Source organism: Geobacillus sp. PLS 41, from assembly GCF_056494105.1.
Genome location: NZ_CM151395.1, coordinates 376,003 through 391,346, shown reverse-complemented (window position 1 = coordinate 391,346; position 15,344 = coordinate 376,003). Strand labels below are relative to the sequence as shown.

14 protein-coding genes are annotated in these 15,344 nt (G+C 52.6%); 9 read left to right on the top strand and 5 right to left on the bottom strand.

What is annotated here, in order from left to right:
• Window positions 1-363: 363 nt before the first annotated feature.
• The 4 genes from ACVX3G_RS01770 to ACVX3G_RS01755 all read left to right on the top strand — a co-directional run bounded on the left by ACVX3G_RS01770 (window position 364) and on the right by ACVX3G_RS01755 (window position 3,667).
• The gene (locus ACVX3G_RS01770; protein ID WP_014194633.1) at window positions 364-810 is read left to right on the top strand and encodes a putative iron-sulfur cluster-binding metallochaperone; all 447 of its coding nucleotides are present in this window, start codon (window positions 364-366) and stop codon (window positions 808-810) included.
• Between the two features lie 433 nt (window positions 811-1,243).
• Window positions 1,244-1,867, top strand: coding sequence for a hypothetical protein (locus tag ACVX3G_RS01765; protein WP_015373749.1), 624 nt, complete (start codon window positions 1,244-1,246; stop codon window positions 1,865-1,867).
• Between the two features lie 268 nt (window positions 1,868-2,135).
• On the top strand, window positions 2,136-2,693 hold the full coding sequence (locus tag ACVX3G_RS01760; RefSeq protein WP_025039108.1) for a cupin domain-containing protein: 558 nt from the start codon (window positions 2,136-2,138) through the stop codon (window positions 2,691-2,693).
• A 119-nt stretch (window positions 2,694-2,812) separates the two neighbouring features.
• Window positions 2,813-3,667, top strand: coding sequence for a DUF817 domain-containing protein (locus ACVX3G_RS01755; RefSeq protein WP_479454572.1), 855 nt, complete (start codon window positions 2,813-2,815; stop codon window positions 3,665-3,667).
• A gap of 63 nt (window positions 3,668-3,730) precedes the next feature.
• Here the strand turns inward: ACVX3G_RS01755 and ACVX3G_RS01750 are convergent, their stop codons facing one another.
• Genes ACVX3G_RS01750 through ACVX3G_RS01740 form a run of 3 tightly spaced genes read right to left on the bottom strand, consistent with a single transcriptional unit; the run spans window position 3,731 to window position 6,444 of the window.
• A complete protein-coding gene (locus ACVX3G_RS01750) occupies window positions 3,731-4,219 on the bottom strand; it encodes a DinB family protein (protein WP_479454571.1) in 489 nt (162 codons plus the stop codon).
• A gap of 49 nt (window positions 4,220-4,268) precedes the next feature.
• Complete coding sequence (locus ACVX3G_RS01745) at window positions 4,269-5,021, bottom strand: TatD family hydrolase (RefSeq protein ID WP_479454570.1); 753 nt, start codon at window positions 5,019-5,021, stop codon at window positions 4,269-4,271.
• A 49-nt stretch (window positions 5,022-5,070) separates the two neighbouring features.
• On the bottom strand, window positions 5,071-6,444 hold the full coding sequence (locus ACVX3G_RS01740) for a sigma-54 interaction domain-containing protein (protein WP_479454569.1): 1,374 nt from the start codon (window positions 6,442-6,444) through the stop codon (window positions 5,071-5,073).
• A gap of 235 nt (window positions 6,445-6,679) precedes the next feature.
• On the opposite strand from ACVX3G_RS01740, the gene ACVX3G_RS01735 reads away from it, so the two are divergent.
• The 5 genes from ACVX3G_RS01735 to ACVX3G_RS01715 all read left to right on the top strand — a co-directional run bounded on the left by ACVX3G_RS01735 (window position 6,680) and on the right by ACVX3G_RS01715 (window position 13,117).
• Complete coding sequence (locus ACVX3G_RS01735) at window positions 6,680-8,092, top strand: amino acid permease (RefSeq protein WP_129447500.1); 1,413 nt, start codon at window positions 6,680-6,682, stop codon at window positions 8,090-8,092.
• A gap of 96 nt (window positions 8,093-8,188) precedes the next feature.
• Entirely contained in the window at window positions 8,189-9,736 is a 1,548-nt protein-coding gene (pruA, locus tag ACVX3G_RS01730) for an L-glutamate gamma-semialdehyde dehydrogenase (protein ID WP_479454568.1), read from the top strand.
• Window positions 9,737-9,806: 70 nt separating this feature from the next.
• The gene (locus ACVX3G_RS01725; protein WP_479454567.1) at window positions 9,807-11,006 is read left to right on the top strand and encodes an ornithine--oxo-acid transaminase; all 1,200 of its coding nucleotides are present in this window, start codon (window positions 9,807-9,809) and stop codon (window positions 11,004-11,006) included.
• 26 nt (window positions 11,007-11,032) lie between these two features.
• On the top strand, window positions 11,033-12,271 hold the full coding sequence (locus ACVX3G_RS01720; protein WP_013144008.1) for a Glu/Leu/Phe/Val family dehydrogenase: 1,239 nt from the start codon (window positions 11,033-11,035) through the stop codon (window positions 12,269-12,271).
• 237 nt (window positions 12,272-12,508) lie between these two features.
• Window positions 12,509-13,117, top strand: coding sequence for a DedA family protein (locus ACVX3G_RS01715; protein WP_025038891.1), 609 nt, complete (start codon window positions 12,509-12,511; stop codon window positions 13,115-13,117).
• Between the two features lie 196 nt (window positions 13,118-13,313).
• On the opposite strand, the gene ACVX3G_RS01710 is transcribed toward ACVX3G_RS01715, so the two are convergent.
• Together ACVX3G_RS01710 and ACVX3G_RS01705 are read right to left on the bottom strand one after the other, a co-directional pair.
• The gene (locus ACVX3G_RS01710) at window positions 13,314-14,303 is read right to left on the bottom strand and encodes a FecCD family ABC transporter permease (protein WP_014194645.1); all 990 of its coding nucleotides are present in this window, start codon (window positions 14,301-14,303) and stop codon (window positions 13,314-13,316) included.
• Window positions 14,300-15,307 (bottom strand): FecCD family ABC transporter permease, encoded by a 1,008-nt coding sequence (locus ACVX3G_RS01705; protein ID WP_014194646.1) that lies wholly within the window; start codon window positions 15,305-15,307, stop codon window positions 14,300-14,302. The genes ACVX3G_RS01710 and ACVX3G_RS01705 overlap by 4 nt, the downstream gene beginning before the upstream one ends.
• Between the last annotated feature and the right edge of the window lie 37 nt (window positions 15,308-15,344).

Here is a 15,344-nt window from a genome sequence, read left to right as displayed (position 1 = left end):
CCCTCACAAGCGTAAATAGGGTATGTTCAGAAAAAATCAAGTACAACTTTTGGTGAAGAGCCCACTTTTTATTTTCTTGGTATTTTGTACCAACTAGCTCCTCAAAACCTGAAACCCTTTGTGCGGCAAGGGATTGGAGGCTTTGGTGGGGCTTGAGTGGGATGGACATGAATTATTTTCTCTTGACATAGTAGGGAATTTAAAATGGGTTGATCAGGATCCTGCGGTTGGTTTGCCAAAGTAGGCAAGGGGAAGGTCGTTTTTTAATATTGCCACACCTGGCATGTGATACAATATTGAAAAGATAGAAAGTCGGTATAACCTTGGATACTTGCAATAACACTGCATGAAAGGGATGGAAATATGGACTGTTGTGCTCCGACAAACCGTGTGGGAACGATGAAAACGAATTGCCCGAACTGCGGGCAAAACGGACGACGGGTGCCGCTGATCACGCTCAAGTCGTTGTTGAAACCTGCGGCTTTGGCGACGCTTGAACCTGACCGTGATTACGCCTTTTGCCCGAACCCGTCCTGCGAAACGGTCTATTTTGCGTGGGACGGTTCGCTGACTTTTGCCGTAGGAGACTTGAAAGTGCCCGTGTTTCAAAAGGATTCGGACATGGATGTTCCTGTTTGTTACTGTTTTGACTGGACGCGGGAACGCATTGAGCGAGCTGTGCGGAACGGCGGAGAGCCGCTTCAGGAAATCAAAGCCCATGTCCAGGCAGGGCGATGCGGTTGTGAAGTGAACAACCCCCAGGGGGCTTGTTGCATGGGGAACGTGGCGGAATTTATATTCGACAGGTGAACGGGAACTGACCTGTTGAACATGGATCGGTTGCACGCTTATCCAACCATCTTTTAACCAATCATCGACCTGCACAATTATCAGCACCTGCCCATCCGCATATGACATAGAAGTTCTTCAAAAAAACAGGAGGGAACTTCTATGTTTTTGATTCCAGAGCACCAGGAGAGGTACGAGCATTTCTTGAAGCCTTTGTATGGAATGCTACTTGAAATTTCGTGGTTGTTGCGGCTCTTGCAGTACCAGTTTTTTGCCTGCGGAGTTAAAACCGAATGTGAACTACCAGATAAGGGTGAAGTTCGTAGGGACAGGGGATAGGAATTATGTGGTATGCGACGAATGTTATAATTTAATTCGAAGCGAGTTTCCTGATTTATTTGCAAATCAATGATTTTACATAGATGCGAACAGTGTTCATGAAAGGATGGGAAAAATGACCCTAACAGATAGGATTATAACTTTATTAACAGAGAAGGATGGGTTAACAGATCGGGAAATTACTGATATCTTATTGGGTAAAAATAATCCGCAACAATCAGTGAATCAAGCCTGTAGAAATTTGGCGAATAGAGGTTTGCTTAGGCGGGTTGTCCGTAAGGATGGTTTAATAGGTAATTTTTTAACCGATGACGGATTAGTAGTGAATTCGGCTCAAGGAAACGATTCCAAGATAACAGAGAATACAGATTCGAAGTTGAAAGAAGACTATATTAAAGAGGTCTTGCAGGCATACCTGCATTCAGAAGGATGGGAAACACAAATTGCGTGGGGAAAAACACCTGGAATTGATATAAACGCAATCCGAGGTAATGAGCGTTGGATTATTGAGGTGAAGGGTCTAGGAACATCAAATCCAATGAACGTGAATTATTTCTTAGGGGTATTGGCGGAAACTTTGCAAAGAATGGAGGATCCCAATGCCAAATACAGCATCGCATTACCAGATGTGAAACAGTTTCGAAATCTTTGGGACAGGCTACCTCTGTTAGCGAAGAAGAGAACAGGAATCACGGCATTATTTATCGATGAACAAGGCAATGTCAGCGAGTGCCTATGATAAAACCTAAAGATTGGTCTGTCATACCTAGCACCCTCTTTAGCTTTCCTGTCACGAATTGACACTTGAAAAATGGAGATCATTTGGCTGAGTTGGTTAGACAGGCGGGAAGAGTCTAACCTGTTCGGGTTTCATGGCGGCGAATGGCCACCGCTTTTTGAGGGTTTCTTTTCCTCGCGATGCTTCGCCCGTGTGCTCTTGTCACGCCAGACTGGGCCATTGCATAAGATAGTAGCAGATTCCAAGTGTGAGGAGAGTGAACAGGCAATTGAATCCGAATTACGCCCATCCGTATATTAGCACTCAGTGGCCTTACCCGATGTCCAGTTACTGCCCCCCTCATTATGACTGGTGGAGCTGGTCACCGTATGCTTATGGTATGCTACAACATGCAAGGAACGACAGGTTTCCTCCCATCAAATTGAGAGATTACGGCGGAAAACCGTTCGTTGTCAATATTGAGAGAGCCGCCGAGCAAAATCAAAATTTCCGAACCGCATTATGGACAGGAAAACATTTGCAAGTGACGTTGATGAGCATTGAGGTAGGAGGAGATATTGGACTGGAAGTTCATCCGAATGTGGACCAGTTTATTCGTATTGAACAAGGACAGGGTCTTGTGCAGATGGGGGAACGAAAAGACCGTCTGGATTTTGAAAGAAGAGTGTCCGAAGGTGACGCGATCATGATTCCAGCTGGGACGTGGCATAATGTGACCAATATAGGGCATGTTCCCTTGAAGCTATATTCCATTTATGCTCCGCCCGAGCATCCGTTTGGCACGGTTCACAGGACGAAAGCCGAGGCCATGGCCGCTTATCGGTGACTGATTTGGCAGTTTCGTTGGAAACCAGAGTTATGTCAGGTTTTCAATTGATTATGGGAAAAAGTAGCCGCAGAGCCCTTCGTCAGGGGTGTTCTGCGGTTTTTGCTTTCAAACGAGGGGTGCCGCCTGCAACATTTAGGGGTTCGTTTGGCAGAACGTCGCGGCTCATCAAAGCGTTTGTGCAGCTTGTTCGCTTCGGTTGGGTGCGGGCGCAATCTTGCGTGTTTCCGGTTGTCATTTTTGCCTCATTGGCGCTGACGAAGATCGCGCCGCTTCCGCTATTGCCGCGGTATGATTGGCTGCTTGTTATTTGCCTGCTCATGCAATGGTGGATGGTGCGGTCAGGGATGGAAACGCGGGATGAACTCAAAGTGATCACCTTGTTCCACGTCATTGGACTTGCGCTCGAGCTGTTTAAAGTGCGCATGGGTTCGTGGTCGTATCCGGAAGAGGGGTATACGAAAATCTTTGGCGTGCCCTTGTACAGCGGCTTTATGTATGCGAGCGTCGCCAGCTATCTTTGCCAGGCGTGGCGAAGGCTGAAGGTGGAGTTGGTGCAATGGCCGCCGTTTTGGATGGTCGTTCCTCTCGCTTCGGCGATTTACTTGAATTTTTTCACCCACCATTATTGGGTGGACGTTCGTTGGTGGCTCTCAAGCCTCGTCATGCTTGTCTTTTGGCGGTCATGGGTGACGTATGAGGTCGGGGGAATCCGCTACCGGATGCCGCTTGTTTTGTCGTTTTTGCTGATCGGGTTTTTCATCTGGATCGCGGAAAACATCGCCACCTTTTTTGGCGCTTGGCAATATCCAAACCAGGCGAAGGCGTGGAGCCTTGTTCATCTTGGGAAGGTGAGTTCGTGGTGTTTGCTCGTTATTGTCAGTTTTCTCATCGTGGCGACGTTAAAGCAAGTGAAAACAATGGCTGTGACAGGGGCAGTGGAGCGTTCACATGAAGATGGAAAATCGTTGTAAGCCGAGCAGGGCGGGATTTGGCTGGTCGTTGCTCGGCTTTTTCCTTGATGAGCCGCCCGCTCCTCACGGAAGCTGTGCCTTGATTTCTTCAATTTGCGCGAGGTGGCGCTGTTCATGGTAGCCGACAAATTCCACCCATTGCTTCAAATTCAGTGGCCCAAAAATGGGATGCGGGAACGATTTGGCTTCCAAGTCAGCCGGATTGGCTTGCTCCGTGATTTGGCGCAACCGCTGCCGCGATTGATGCAATTTTTCTTCCAGTTCGTGTCGAGTGAAAAAGCGGTTGCCCGGGCGGGCGAAATCAGGCGCCTCCACTTTTTTAGAACGGTCAACGGTCAAGTGGATCGGTTTTTCCTCAACCGGCTGGCTCTCGCCATGCTTTAATGTATGGGCGATCATAGCTGCGATCGATGTTTCAATTAAGTACAGGTGTTCGAGCACTTGGGCGATGGTCCAACTCCCTTTCGCCGCCCGGGTGTTCAGCTGTTCGTCCGACAGCCCGGAAACGCTTTTGATCAGCTGTTGGCGCACTCGCTCATTATGATCCATCATGTTTCCCTCATTTCGATGTAGATTTGGTTTCATCGTACGATAAGGAAGATCAACCGTAAAGCCGTTTTGTGTTCGCCGTGATCATGGTTTTGACTTGTTCGATATCTCGGCCATAGTGTGCCGCCACGGCTCGCGCGGAGTCCAATAGCCATAACGGCGTTGTCAGTTTTCCGGCAAACGGGCCTGCAAACGGCCATGGGCCATCGGTTTCAAGGAGCAGCTGCTCGATGGGAACGAGGGATAACAGCTGCTTGTCGCGCTCGCGGTAGCACACTTCTGGAGTGACGGAAATGTAGCAGCCGTACTCGATGATTTGTTTGACCACGGCAGGCTCGGCCTTCAGCCAGTGGAAATGGGCTTGTCGGACGCCAGCTTGCTGCAAGATGGCCAAGGCGGTTTCAGCGCGGTCGTAGACGGCGTGAAGAACGAGCGGCAAGGAGGCATCCGCGGCGATGGCCGCGATTTCGGTTAATCGTTCTTGATACGCGGGCAGCTTGGCGCATGCTTCCGCTGAATAGTATGGCAGCCCGACTTCGCCGATGGCGGCGAGCAGCGGCCGCTCTTGTTTGACAAGCTCTGTCCATTCGTTCCAATCGGCTGCGCTTGGCAGCGGTTGCTCGGGATGAAAACCGATGGCGGCGTAGACGAAGGAAGGGAATCGCTGTTTCAACTCGAGCGTTCGGTGGCTTGAGCGCAAATCGGTGGATACGGCGACGACGCCGATGATGCCCGCTTCTTGCCAACGGTTGATTTGTTCCTCGATGTCCGTGTACTGATCGAGATGAATATGAGCGTCGATCATCCACAGCGACCTCCCCTGTCCTTTTGGCCGTACGATCGCCAACTGCAGCTTATCCCCATTCCTTATCAATCTGGTACTTGCGGATGCGGTATTGCAAGTTTTGTCGGCTTAAGCCGAGCGCTTTGGCCGTTTTTGTGATGTTGAAGCCGTGATGCTGCAGCGCCTTGCGGATGTAGTAAATTTCGACTTCTTCCATGTATTTGTCAAGAGGCAAAATGTCTTCCGTATCAAATAAAAAGTCCGTTTTCGTTTCGTCGGGCGCAAGCTTGGCTCGAAAAGGGGCAGGCAGATGGGCGAGGGTGATGGTTTGTTCTTGTTCCATCGTCGCCATCGTTTCCAACATGACGGCCTCCAGTTCGCGCACGTTGCCGGGCCAGCTGTAAGCAAGAAACGCCTCTTGCACGTCATCGCTGAGTCCTTCGACATGTAGGCCATAGCGCTCGTTGCCTTGACGGATGAAATGGATGGCGAGCGGCAAAATGTCCTCTTTCCGTTCGCGCAACGGCGGCAGGACGATGCAGTGGACGGCAATTTGGTAGTAAAGCGATTTGATCAATTCTCCGTTTTGGACCGCGTCAATCGGGTCGCCGCTTGTCGAGGCGATGAGGCGAACGTCCGCACGAACCGGTTCTTGGCCATGGGCGCGGACAAACTGTTTTTCTTGCAGGAAACGGGCAAGTTTTTGTTGAAGCGGCAGGCTTAACGAGTCAATATCGTCAAGCAGGACGGTGCCGCCGTCCGCTTGTTCAAACAAGCCGGGCTGGATCTCGCCGTCTTCTTCGCTGCCAAACAGCATCGTTTCCATCCAATCGTCCGGAAGCGACAAACACGTTTGCGCAAAAAACGGCTTAGCTCGCCGTTCGCTTTCGTGGTGAATGCAGGAAGCGAGCAAGTCTTTTCCTGTCCCTTTCTCCCCAATGAGCAGCACAGACGCCTCGGAGCGGGCGGCATGACGAGCAAGGCGGATGGCCTTTTGCATGGCTTCGCTTTGGCTGATGATATCGGCAAACGTGCGACTGGCTTCCTTGCGTTGGTGGTGTTCTTGGATCAGTTTGCGGAACTTCGTGATGTCTTTGGCGATTTCCACGGCGCCGATGATGCGCCCGTCTTTTTGCAGCGGGTGCGTTTGATTGACCGTTGTCACGGCTTGCCCTTTGTTATTGAAATACGTTTGCTGTTGATTCAGAATGCTCTTGCCGGTGCGCAGCGCTTCTAGCAGCGTGCTCGGCTGCTCCGGGTTGAAGCGGAAGACGTCCAAAATGTTTTTATCGAGCACGTCCTCGATGTTCATACCCTCGATGTCCCGCATTTTCCGGTTGTAAATGACGGTTTTCCCATGTTGATCGACGGCATGGACGCCAAGGTCGATCATTTCGAGAATTTGCTCATACATTGATAAAAGCGTTTCCATATCCCGGTTCACGATCAGCACCTCTCTTTTTTGTATTATAGCATAAGGTGGACGGGAGACAGGAAGGGAAAGAAAGATGTGAAAAAATTTTTTGCTAAATATATTGAAAATAGAAAAAAATAATTTCATAATAAAGTTGTAATACATTATAAATTGAAAAATAATTTTGCATAAAAGGAGGTTGCTATTCGTTTGATAAAAATGTAAGCGATTGCGGAATCTATCATAGAGAGGGGAGAGTTTTCGGATGCAACCAGTGCAAGAACTGAAACGAGAGCTAAAAAGCAGGCATTTATTTATGATCGCGCTAGGCGGAGTGATCGGCACCGGTTTGTTTTTAGGATCGGGTTATACGATTCATGAGGCGGGGCCAGGAGGGGCCGTCGTTGCTTATCTTTTTGGCGGATTGGTTATGTATTTGACCATGCTTTCGTTAGGAGAATTGGCCGTGAGAATTCCTGATGCCGGGTCGTATCAGACGTATGCGACGAAATTCATCTCGCCGGCAGTGGGGTATTGCATCGGTTGGCTGTCATGGCTGAACTGGTCGGTGACGGTCGGCATCGAGCTGCTCACGGTCAGCATTTTGATGAAGCGATGGTTTCCTGATGTGCCGACATGGGTGTTTTGTGCGGTCTTCGCTTTGCTCTTGTTTTTGATCAATGCGTTGTCTGTCAAAGGATTTGGCGAGGTGGAGTTTTGGTTTTCGAGCATTAAGGTGTTGACGGTCATCGCCTTTATTGTTCTCGGTCTGGCGGCCATGTTTGGCGTCATTCAGATGAAAAATGGACAGCCCGCTCCGTTTTTCTCGAATTTTACTGATCATGGCGGATTGTTTCCAAACGGGTTTTGGGCCATCTTTACGACGATGATCCTCGTGAACTTTTCGTTCCAAGGGACGGAATTGGTCGGCGTGGCGGCAGGGGAAAGCCGCGAGCCGGAAAAAACAGTGCCGGTTGCGTTGCGCAACACCATATGGCGCATTTTGATCTTCTTTATTTTGGCCATTTTTGTGCTGGCTGGCTTGTTTCCGTGGGAGAAAGCCGGCGTTGTGGAAAGCCCGTTTGTTGAGGTGTTTGACAACATTGGCATTCCGTATGCGGCCGATATCATGAATTTTGTCATCATTACGGCGGTGCTGTCGGTGGCCAACTCGGGCTTATATGCGACATCGCGCGTCCTCTGGTCGATGTCGCGCCAAGGCATGGTCAGTCCGTTTTTCAGCAAGCTATCGAAACGCGGCGTGCCCATCAATGCGCTTATTGCCAGCATTGCCATCGGCTGCTTGTCTCTGTTGTGCAGCGTGTATGCGGAAGATACGGTGTACGTCTGGCTGACGGCGATCGCCGGTTTTGGCGCCGTCACGGTGTGGGCTTCCATCGCGCTGTCAAGCTATTTCGGCCGGAAAGCGTTTTTGCGCGAAGGCGGCGATGTGCGCGATCTGAAATACCGGACGCCGTTGTATCCGTTCGTGCCGCTCGCGGCGTTTGCGCTGAATATGGCGACGATCATCGGACTGGCGTTTATTCCAGATCAACGGATCGCTCTTTACTGCGGCATTCCGTTTCTCCTTGCGTGTTATGGGTACTACCACCTTGTGGCGAAAAAACGGGTTCAGCTCCTAGCCGCAGAAAAAGGGGAGCTCAAGGCCGCCAAGTAAAAATCATTGAAAAAAGCCATAATCATTTGCATAATATAACTATGAAACCGTTTTATAACGAAAAATTTTTTTGCCTTTAAAAAGGAGGATGACGAAATGGTGCAGCCGTACAGACACGAACCGCTCACCGACTTTACCGTAGAAGCAAACCGTGAGGCGTTTTTAGCAGCGCTCAAAAAAGTGGAATCGGAGCTTGGGCGCGATTATCCGCTTGTGATCGGCGGCGAACGGGTGATGACGGAAGACAAAATCATTTCGATCAATCCGGCGAACAAAACGGAAGTGGTCGGCCGGGTGGCGAAAGCGACCAAAGAGCTGGCGGAGCGGGCGATGAAATCCGCTGATGAGGCGTTTCGCACTTGGAGCCGGACGAGCCCGGAAGCGCGGGCCGATATTTTGTTCCGGGCGGCGGCGATCGTGCGCCGGCGCAAGCACGAGTTTTCCGCTTGGCTGGTGAAAGAAGCAGGCAAACCGTGGCGCGAAGCGGACGCCGATACCGCGGAAGCGATCGACTTTATGGAATATTACGGCCGGCAAATGTTGAAGTTGAAAGACGGCATTCCGGTTGAGAGCCGTCCGGGGGAAACGAACCGGTTCTTCTACATTCCGCTTGGCGTCGGGGTTGTCATTTCGCCGTGGAACTTCCCGTTTGCCATTATGGCGGGAACAACCGTCGCTTCGCTTGTGACCGGCAATACGGTGCTGTTGAAACCGGCAAGCGCAACGCCGGTCGTGGCGTATAAATTTGTGGAAGTGTTGGAAGAAGCGGGGCTTCCGGCTGGTGTGTTGAACTATATTCCGGGCAGCGGAGCCGAAGTCGGGGATTATCTCGTCGACCATCCGCGCACACGATTTATCAGCTTCACCGGATCGCGCGATGTCGGCATCCGCATTTATGAGCGGGCAGCGAAAGTGCATCCGGGGCAAATTTGGCTGAAACGCGTCATCGCGGAAATGGGCGGCAAAGACGGCATCATTGTCGATAAAGAAGCGGACCTCGAACTGGCGGCGCAATCGATCGTGGCGTCGGCGTTTGGCTACTCTGGGCAAAAATGTTCGGCGTGCTCGCGCGCCATTATCGTCGAAGATGTGTATGACCAAGTGTTGAATCGCGTTGTCGAGCTGACGAAGCAGCTCAACGTCGGCGATCCGGCGGAGCAAGCGACGTTTATGGGGCCTGTCATCGACCAAGGGGCGTACAACAAAATTATGGAGTATATCGAAATCGGCAAGCAGGAAGGCCGTCTCATGACCGGCGGGGAAGGAGACGACTCGAAAGGGTTCTTCATCCAGCCGACCGTGTTTGCGGATGTCGACCCGAACGCGCGCATCATGCAGGAGGAAATTTTCGGACCGGTCGTGGCGTTTGCGAAAGCGCGCGATTTCGATCATGCGCTTGAGATCGCGAACAACACGGAATACGGCTTGACGGGCGCCGTCATCTCGCGCAATCGGGCGAATCTTGAAAAAGCGCGGCACGAGTTCCATGTTGGCAATTTGTACTTCAACCGCGGCTGCACAGGGGCGATCGTCGGGTATCAGCCGTTTGGCGGCTTCAACATGTCAGGTACTGACTCGAAAGCGGGCGGCCCGGACTATTTGATCCTCCATATGCAAGCGAAAACGGTGTCGGAAATGTTTTAAACCAAAAAAGGGCGGCGGCGTCCGCCCTTTTATAGCGAAGAAACGCAGATAAGGAAAGGAGCGGTTGATGATGGCTACGAAGTCCGAACAGCTGATCGAACAAACGGAACGATATGGAGCGCGAAATTATCATCCATTGCCGATTGTCATTTCGGAAGCGGAAGGGGTATGGGTGAAAGATCCAGAGGGCAACCGTTATATGGACATGTTAAGCGCTTATTCGGCCGTCAACCAAGGACATCGGCATCCGAAAATTGTGGAGGCGTTAAAGCGGCAAGCTGATCGCGTCACGCTCACATCGCGCGCCTTCCATAACGACCAGCTTGGCCCGTGGTATGAAAAAGTGTGCCAGCTGACGAAAAAGGACATGGTGCTGCCGATGAACACCGGCGCCGAGGCGGTGGAAACGGCGCTCAAGGCGGCGCGCCGCTGGGCGTATGATGTAAAAGGCGTTCCGGACAACAAAGCGGAAATCATCGTTTGTGAAGGCAATTTCCACGGCCGGACGCTCGCCGCGGTGTCGTTGTCGTCCGAACCGGCCTATAAACGGGGTTTTGGTCCGCTGTTGCCCGGGGTGAAAATCATCCCGTACGGCGACATCGAAGCGTTGAAAGCGGCGATTACACCGAATACGGCGGCGTTTCTTGTCGAACCGATCCAAGGAGAAGCCGGCATCCGCATCCCACCGCAAGGCTTTTTAAAAGCGGCTTATGACGTGTGCAAAGAAAACAACGTGTTGTTCATTGCGGATGAAATTCAAACAGGTTTGGGGCGCACTGGAAAGTTATTTGCTTGCGACTGGGAAGATGTTGTGCCTGACATGTATATTTTAGGGAAAGCATTGGGCGGCGGGGTGTTCCCGATTTCGTGCGTCGTCGCCAACCGCGACATTTTGTCGGTGTTTGAACCCGGCTCGCACGGATCGACGTTTGGCGGCAATCCGCTCGCCTGCGCGGTGTCGATCGCGGCGCTTGAGGTGATCGAAGAAGAGCGGCTGGCGGAGCGGTCGCTTGAGCTTGGCGAATACTTCCTTTCGAAACTAAAACAAATCCGAAACGCCGATATGAAAGAAATCCGCGGCCGCGGCTTATTTATCGGCGTCGAGCTGCATGTGCCGGCGCGTCCGTACTGTGAGGCGCTGAAAGAGCAAGGATTGCTTTGCAAGGAAACGCATGAGACGGTCATTCGTTTCGCACCGCCGCTCATCATTACGAAAGAGGAATTGGATTGGGCGTTTGAACGGATTGCGAATGTCTTGTCCCGTCCATAAATCGAGTCAAAGAGGCGAATGAGACGATGGAAGAAAATATGTTTCTCTCCACCCAGCGTGTGATCAAAGCGGCGCTGGCCAAACTCGGCTACGGTGAGGAGATGTATGAGCTGCTCAAAGAACCATTGCGCGTCCTTACCGTACGCATTCCCGTCCGTATGGATGACGGAACGGTGAAAGTGTTTACCGGCTACCGCGCCCAGCATAGCGATGCCGTAGGGCCGACCAAGGGAGGCATTCGTTTTCATCCGGATGTCACCGAGGAAGAAGTGAAGGCGCTGTCGATGTGGATGACGATCAAAGCCGGAATTGTCGGTTTGCCGTATGGCGGCGGCAAAGGTGGCATCGTCTGCGACCCGCGGAACATGTCGATGGGTGAGCTGGAGCGGCTCAGCCGCGGCTATGTGCGGGCGATCAGCCAGATCGTGGGGCCATCCAAAGATATCCCGGCGCCGGACGTGTTTACCAACTCGCAAATTATGGCGTGGATGATGGATGAGTATAGCCGCATCCGCGAATTTGATTCGCCTGGCTTTATCACTGGCAAGCCGCTTGTGCTCGGCGGCTCCCAAGGTCGGGAAAAAGCGACGGCGCTCGGTGTCACGATTTGCATCGAAGAAGCAGCGAAAAAAGCGGGAATTGAGTTGCAGGGGGCGCGGGTCATTATTCAAGGATTCGGCAATGCAGGCAGCTTTTTGGCCAAGTTTTTGCATGAAGCTGGAGCTCGCGTCATTGGCATTTCCGATGCGTATGGCGCGTTGTATGACCCGAACGGACTGGATATTCCGTATTTGTTGGATCGCCGCGACAGTTTTGGCACGGTGACAACGCTGTTTGAGAATGTCATCACCAATCAAGAGCTGCTGGAAAAAGAGTGTGATATTTTAGTTCCGGCCGCGGTAGCGAATCAAATTACGCGTGACAATGCCGCGAATATTCGCGCTAAAATTGTGGTCGAGGCGGCCAACGGCCCGACGACGCTGGAAGCGACCAAAATCTTGACGGAGCGGGGCGTGCTATTGGTGCCTGATGTGCTGGCGAGCGCTGGCGGGGTGACGGTTTCCTATTTTGAATGGGTGCAAAACAACCAAGGCTATTATTGGACGGAAGAGGAAGTCGTCGAGAAGTTGAAAGAGAAATTGACGAGCGCGTTTCATCGCGTCTATGAATTGGCGGAATCGCGCCGTGTGGATATGCGCATGGCGGCGTACATGATCGGGCTGCGCCAAACAGCAGAAGCAGCTCGCTACCGCGGTTGGGTATAATCATGGAAAGGTTGTTGCTAGGGGGACGTGCCGTCCATCCTCATCTGCTTGGGGGTGGGCGGCCTTTCGTTTGCGAGACGCCGATGAAGCCGGTGATATCGAAGGGAGAGCGAAAGCAAGCTGCTTTTCTTTTTTGCAAAGGATCTTTTTTTGTACTACCATATCATATACATACATTAATGAGGAAAGAGACATGCATACATACAATGAGCCGGGCGGAAGGGAGAGAATGGCGCCATGCAGGCGTGGATCACGAATGTAATGGAACAATTCGGCTATATCGGCATTTTTCTGATCATCGCGCTGGAAAACATTTTTCCACCGATTCCGTCGGAAGTCATTTTGCCGTTTGGCGGGTTTATGACGACGTACACGTCTTTGACGGTGCCCGGCGTCATTGCGGCGGCGACCGCCGGTTCGGTTGCCGGGGCATTGGTGCTGTACGGAATTGGCCGGCTGTTGTCGATTGAACGGCTCGAGCGGATCGTCGACCGTTGGGGGAGATGGCTGCGGGTGAAGCCGGAAGACATCGCCAAGGCGAACCGGACGTTTCACCGTTATGGGGTATGGGCCGTCTTTCTTGGCCGCATGATTCCGTTGGTGCGCAGCTTGATTTCCATCCCGGCGGGCATGGCGAAGATGAATATAGGGCTGTTTGTCTGGCTGTCGGTGCTGGGCACGCTCATTTGGAATACGATTTTAATCTCGATCGGGGCGGCGCTCGGTGAGTCGTGGGGGAAAGTGTCCGAGGTGATTGGGATGTACGCCGAAGTGGTGTATGTCATTATTGCTGCCATCATTTTGATTGGAGCTGTCCGCTTTTGGAAGCGGTGCCGGGCTTCTTAATTCCGGCATTTTAAGGAATGGTTTTGCCAAAAAGGGCTGCGCGCCCAAGGCTGTTTTTCGGTCTTGGAGCCAGCCCTTTTCACATCGCAAACGGAAAAATTCCCGTTTCAAAGTGAAACGGGAGTAGAGATGAAGATGAAGGCAGTTGAATGAGCTTATCCGCCATCCTTGATCCGTCTCATGGCCATCAAAAGGTTCAACGCTTCAATAACAAATAAATGAAGTATGGTGCACCGATGAATGACACAACAACTCCGGCCGGAAGCGGTTCGGCGAGAACGTTGCGCCCGATCGTGTCAGCGGCAAGCAGCAGCCAGCCGCCGATGAGCATCGCTGCCGGAATGGCTCGCTCATGGCGCGGGCCGACGATCATTTTGGCGATGTGCGGCGCCATTAAGCCGATAAAAGAGATGCCCCCGGTTACAGCGACGGCCGCTGCAGCGACGGCGACCGCTGTGGCCATCAGTACGAGCCGCTCGCGGCGAACATGAACGCCGACGCCGATGGCGACCGGATCGCCTAAATACAAAAGGTTTAGCCGTTTCGCCCGATATAGACCGATCAATGCACCGATGACAAGCCACGGCAGCATCGCCCAAATAAACGGCCAATCATCGCCCCAAATGTTTCCGGAAAGCCATCTGGCGATAAAGTCGACTTTCGTTCGGTCCGCGGCGGAAATGAGGATGATCATGAGCCCGGAGAGCGCCATCGAAAACCCGACCCCGGTCAGGACGAACGATACCGGCTGCAGCCCGGTTGTTTGATGGTAGGAAACGGCGTACATGGCCGCCGCCGTCAACAGTGCTCCCACTAAGGCGACGAGCGGCAGAGCATAAAGGAACGTCCCGGCTTCAATAGGGAAAAATAAAAAGAATATAGCGACGCCTGCGCCGGCACCGGCGTTGATGCCCAATATGCCCGGATCGGCGAGCTCATTTCGGGTGGTGCCTTGCAGCATCGCTCCCGACAAGGCGAGCGCCATCCCGGCGAGCAACGTAATCACGATGCGCGGCAGGCGGAGAGAAAACAAAATAAACGCTTCTTGCATCGAACCGTAGCCGAACAGTGTCGGCGCGATGCGTCCGTACGAGAGCGGCGCTTCGCCGGTGCCCAACGCGATGGCGGCTGTTGCGGCAATAAGCAACAAAAGCATGCCTAACACTGCTGTGATGCGCATTCTCATTCAAAGCCCCTCCCTTTTTTCCGCACGACAAACAGGAAAAACGGCAAGCCGATCACCGCAACGATGGCTGCCACTGGCGTTTCAAATGGGGCATTGACCGTGCGGGCCGCCGTATCAGCGACGATCATGCCGGTCGCGCCGACCGTGGCCGACAGCGGGATGATGAATCGGTAATCGGCGCCGGCGATTGCGCGCACAAGATGAGGGATCATCAAGCCGATGAAGGTGATGTTGCCGGCGATGGCGACCGATGCTCCTGTTAATAAAAACACAGCGGAAAACAGCCACGTTTTGACGGCTGTTGTTTTTTGTCCGACGCCAACGGCGACGTCTTCGCTCAAGCTAAGAATCGTCAGCTGCCGCGAATACCATACGGCAATGGCGAGCCCGATCACGATGAGCGGAATGATGACTGACAGCTGTTTCCACGACGTTCCGGATACCCCGCCCGATGTCCACATCGAAACGTCTTTGGAAATATGAAAATAAAGGCCAACTCCTTCAGCGACGGCAAACAAAAGCGCTGAGACCGCCGAGCCGGCTAGGACGATGCGCAATGGCGAAAAGCCGCCTTTGCGGGCGGCGCCGATGCCAAAGACCATCCCTGCTCCGGCCGCCGCCCCAAGCAAACAGGCGATGGTGATTGCGAGATAATGGGCGGAAGGAAAAAAGGCCATCGTTATGGCCAACGCTGCGTTCGCTCCAGCGGTTAAGCCGAGCAGTCCTGGGTCAGCAAGCGGGTTGCGTGTCATTCCTTGCATGATCGCCCCAGCGACGGCGAGTCCGGCGCCGACAAAGGCCGCCGCGGTTTCCCGAGGCAAACGGAGCTCGCGAATCAAGTCCAGTTGTTTACCTTGTTCATCGGAAAAGAGCGCGCGCCATACGTCACTCCATGTCGTATCAGCGACGCCGATGGCCATGGATCCGAACCAGATGGCCATCAGCAGGATAAGAGAGAAGAGAAACGTATAACGAAATGGCCATAGCCGGCGGTTTGCTTCCATCGGCGGTTTCCTCCTTTTCACAAGAAAGGACGGGACA

Bases quoted from the DNA above. Each gene is read 5' to 3' on its own strand.
- ACVX3G_RS01770 (WP_014194633.1), top strand. From the start codon at position 364: ATGGACTGTTGTGCTCCGACAAACCGTGTGGGAACGATGAAAACGAAT.
- ACVX3G_RS01765 (WP_015373749.1), top strand. From the start codon at position 1,244: ATGACCCTAACAGATAGGATTATAACTTTATTAACAGAGAAGGATGGG.
- ACVX3G_RS01750 (WP_479454571.1), bottom strand. From the start codon at position 4,219: ATGATGGATCATAATGAGCGAGTGCGCCAACAGCTGATCAAAAGCGTT.
- ACVX3G_RS01745 (WP_479454570.1), bottom strand. From the start codon at position 5,021: ATGATCGACGCTCATATTCATCTCGATCAGTACACGGACATCGAGGAA.
- ACVX3G_RS01735 (WP_129447500.1), top strand. From the start codon at position 6,680: ATGCAACCAGTGCAAGAACTGAAACGAGAGCTAAAAAGCAGGCATTTA.
- pruA (WP_479454568.1), top strand. From the start codon at position 8,189: ATGGTGCAGCCGTACAGACACGAACCGCTCACCGACTTTACCGTAGAA.
- ACVX3G_RS01725 (WP_479454567.1), top strand. From the start codon at position 9,807: ATGGCTACGAAGTCCGAACAGCTGATCGAACAAACGGAACGATATGGA.
- ACVX3G_RS01720 (WP_013144008.1), top strand. From the start codon at position 11,033: ATGGAAGAAAATATGTTTCTCTCCACCCAGCGTGTGATCAAAGCGGCG.
- ACVX3G_RS01715 (WP_025038891.1), top strand. From the start codon at position 12,509: ATGCAGGCGTGGATCACGAATGTAATGGAACAATTCGGCTATATCGGC.
- ACVX3G_RS01710 (WP_014194645.1), bottom strand. From the start codon at position 14,303: ATGAGAATGCGCATCACAGCAGTGTTAGGCATGCTTTTGTTGCTTATT.
- ACVX3G_RS01705 (WP_014194646.1), bottom strand. From the start codon at position 15,307: ATGGAAGCAAACCGCCGGCTATGGCCATTTCGTTATACGTTTCTCTTC.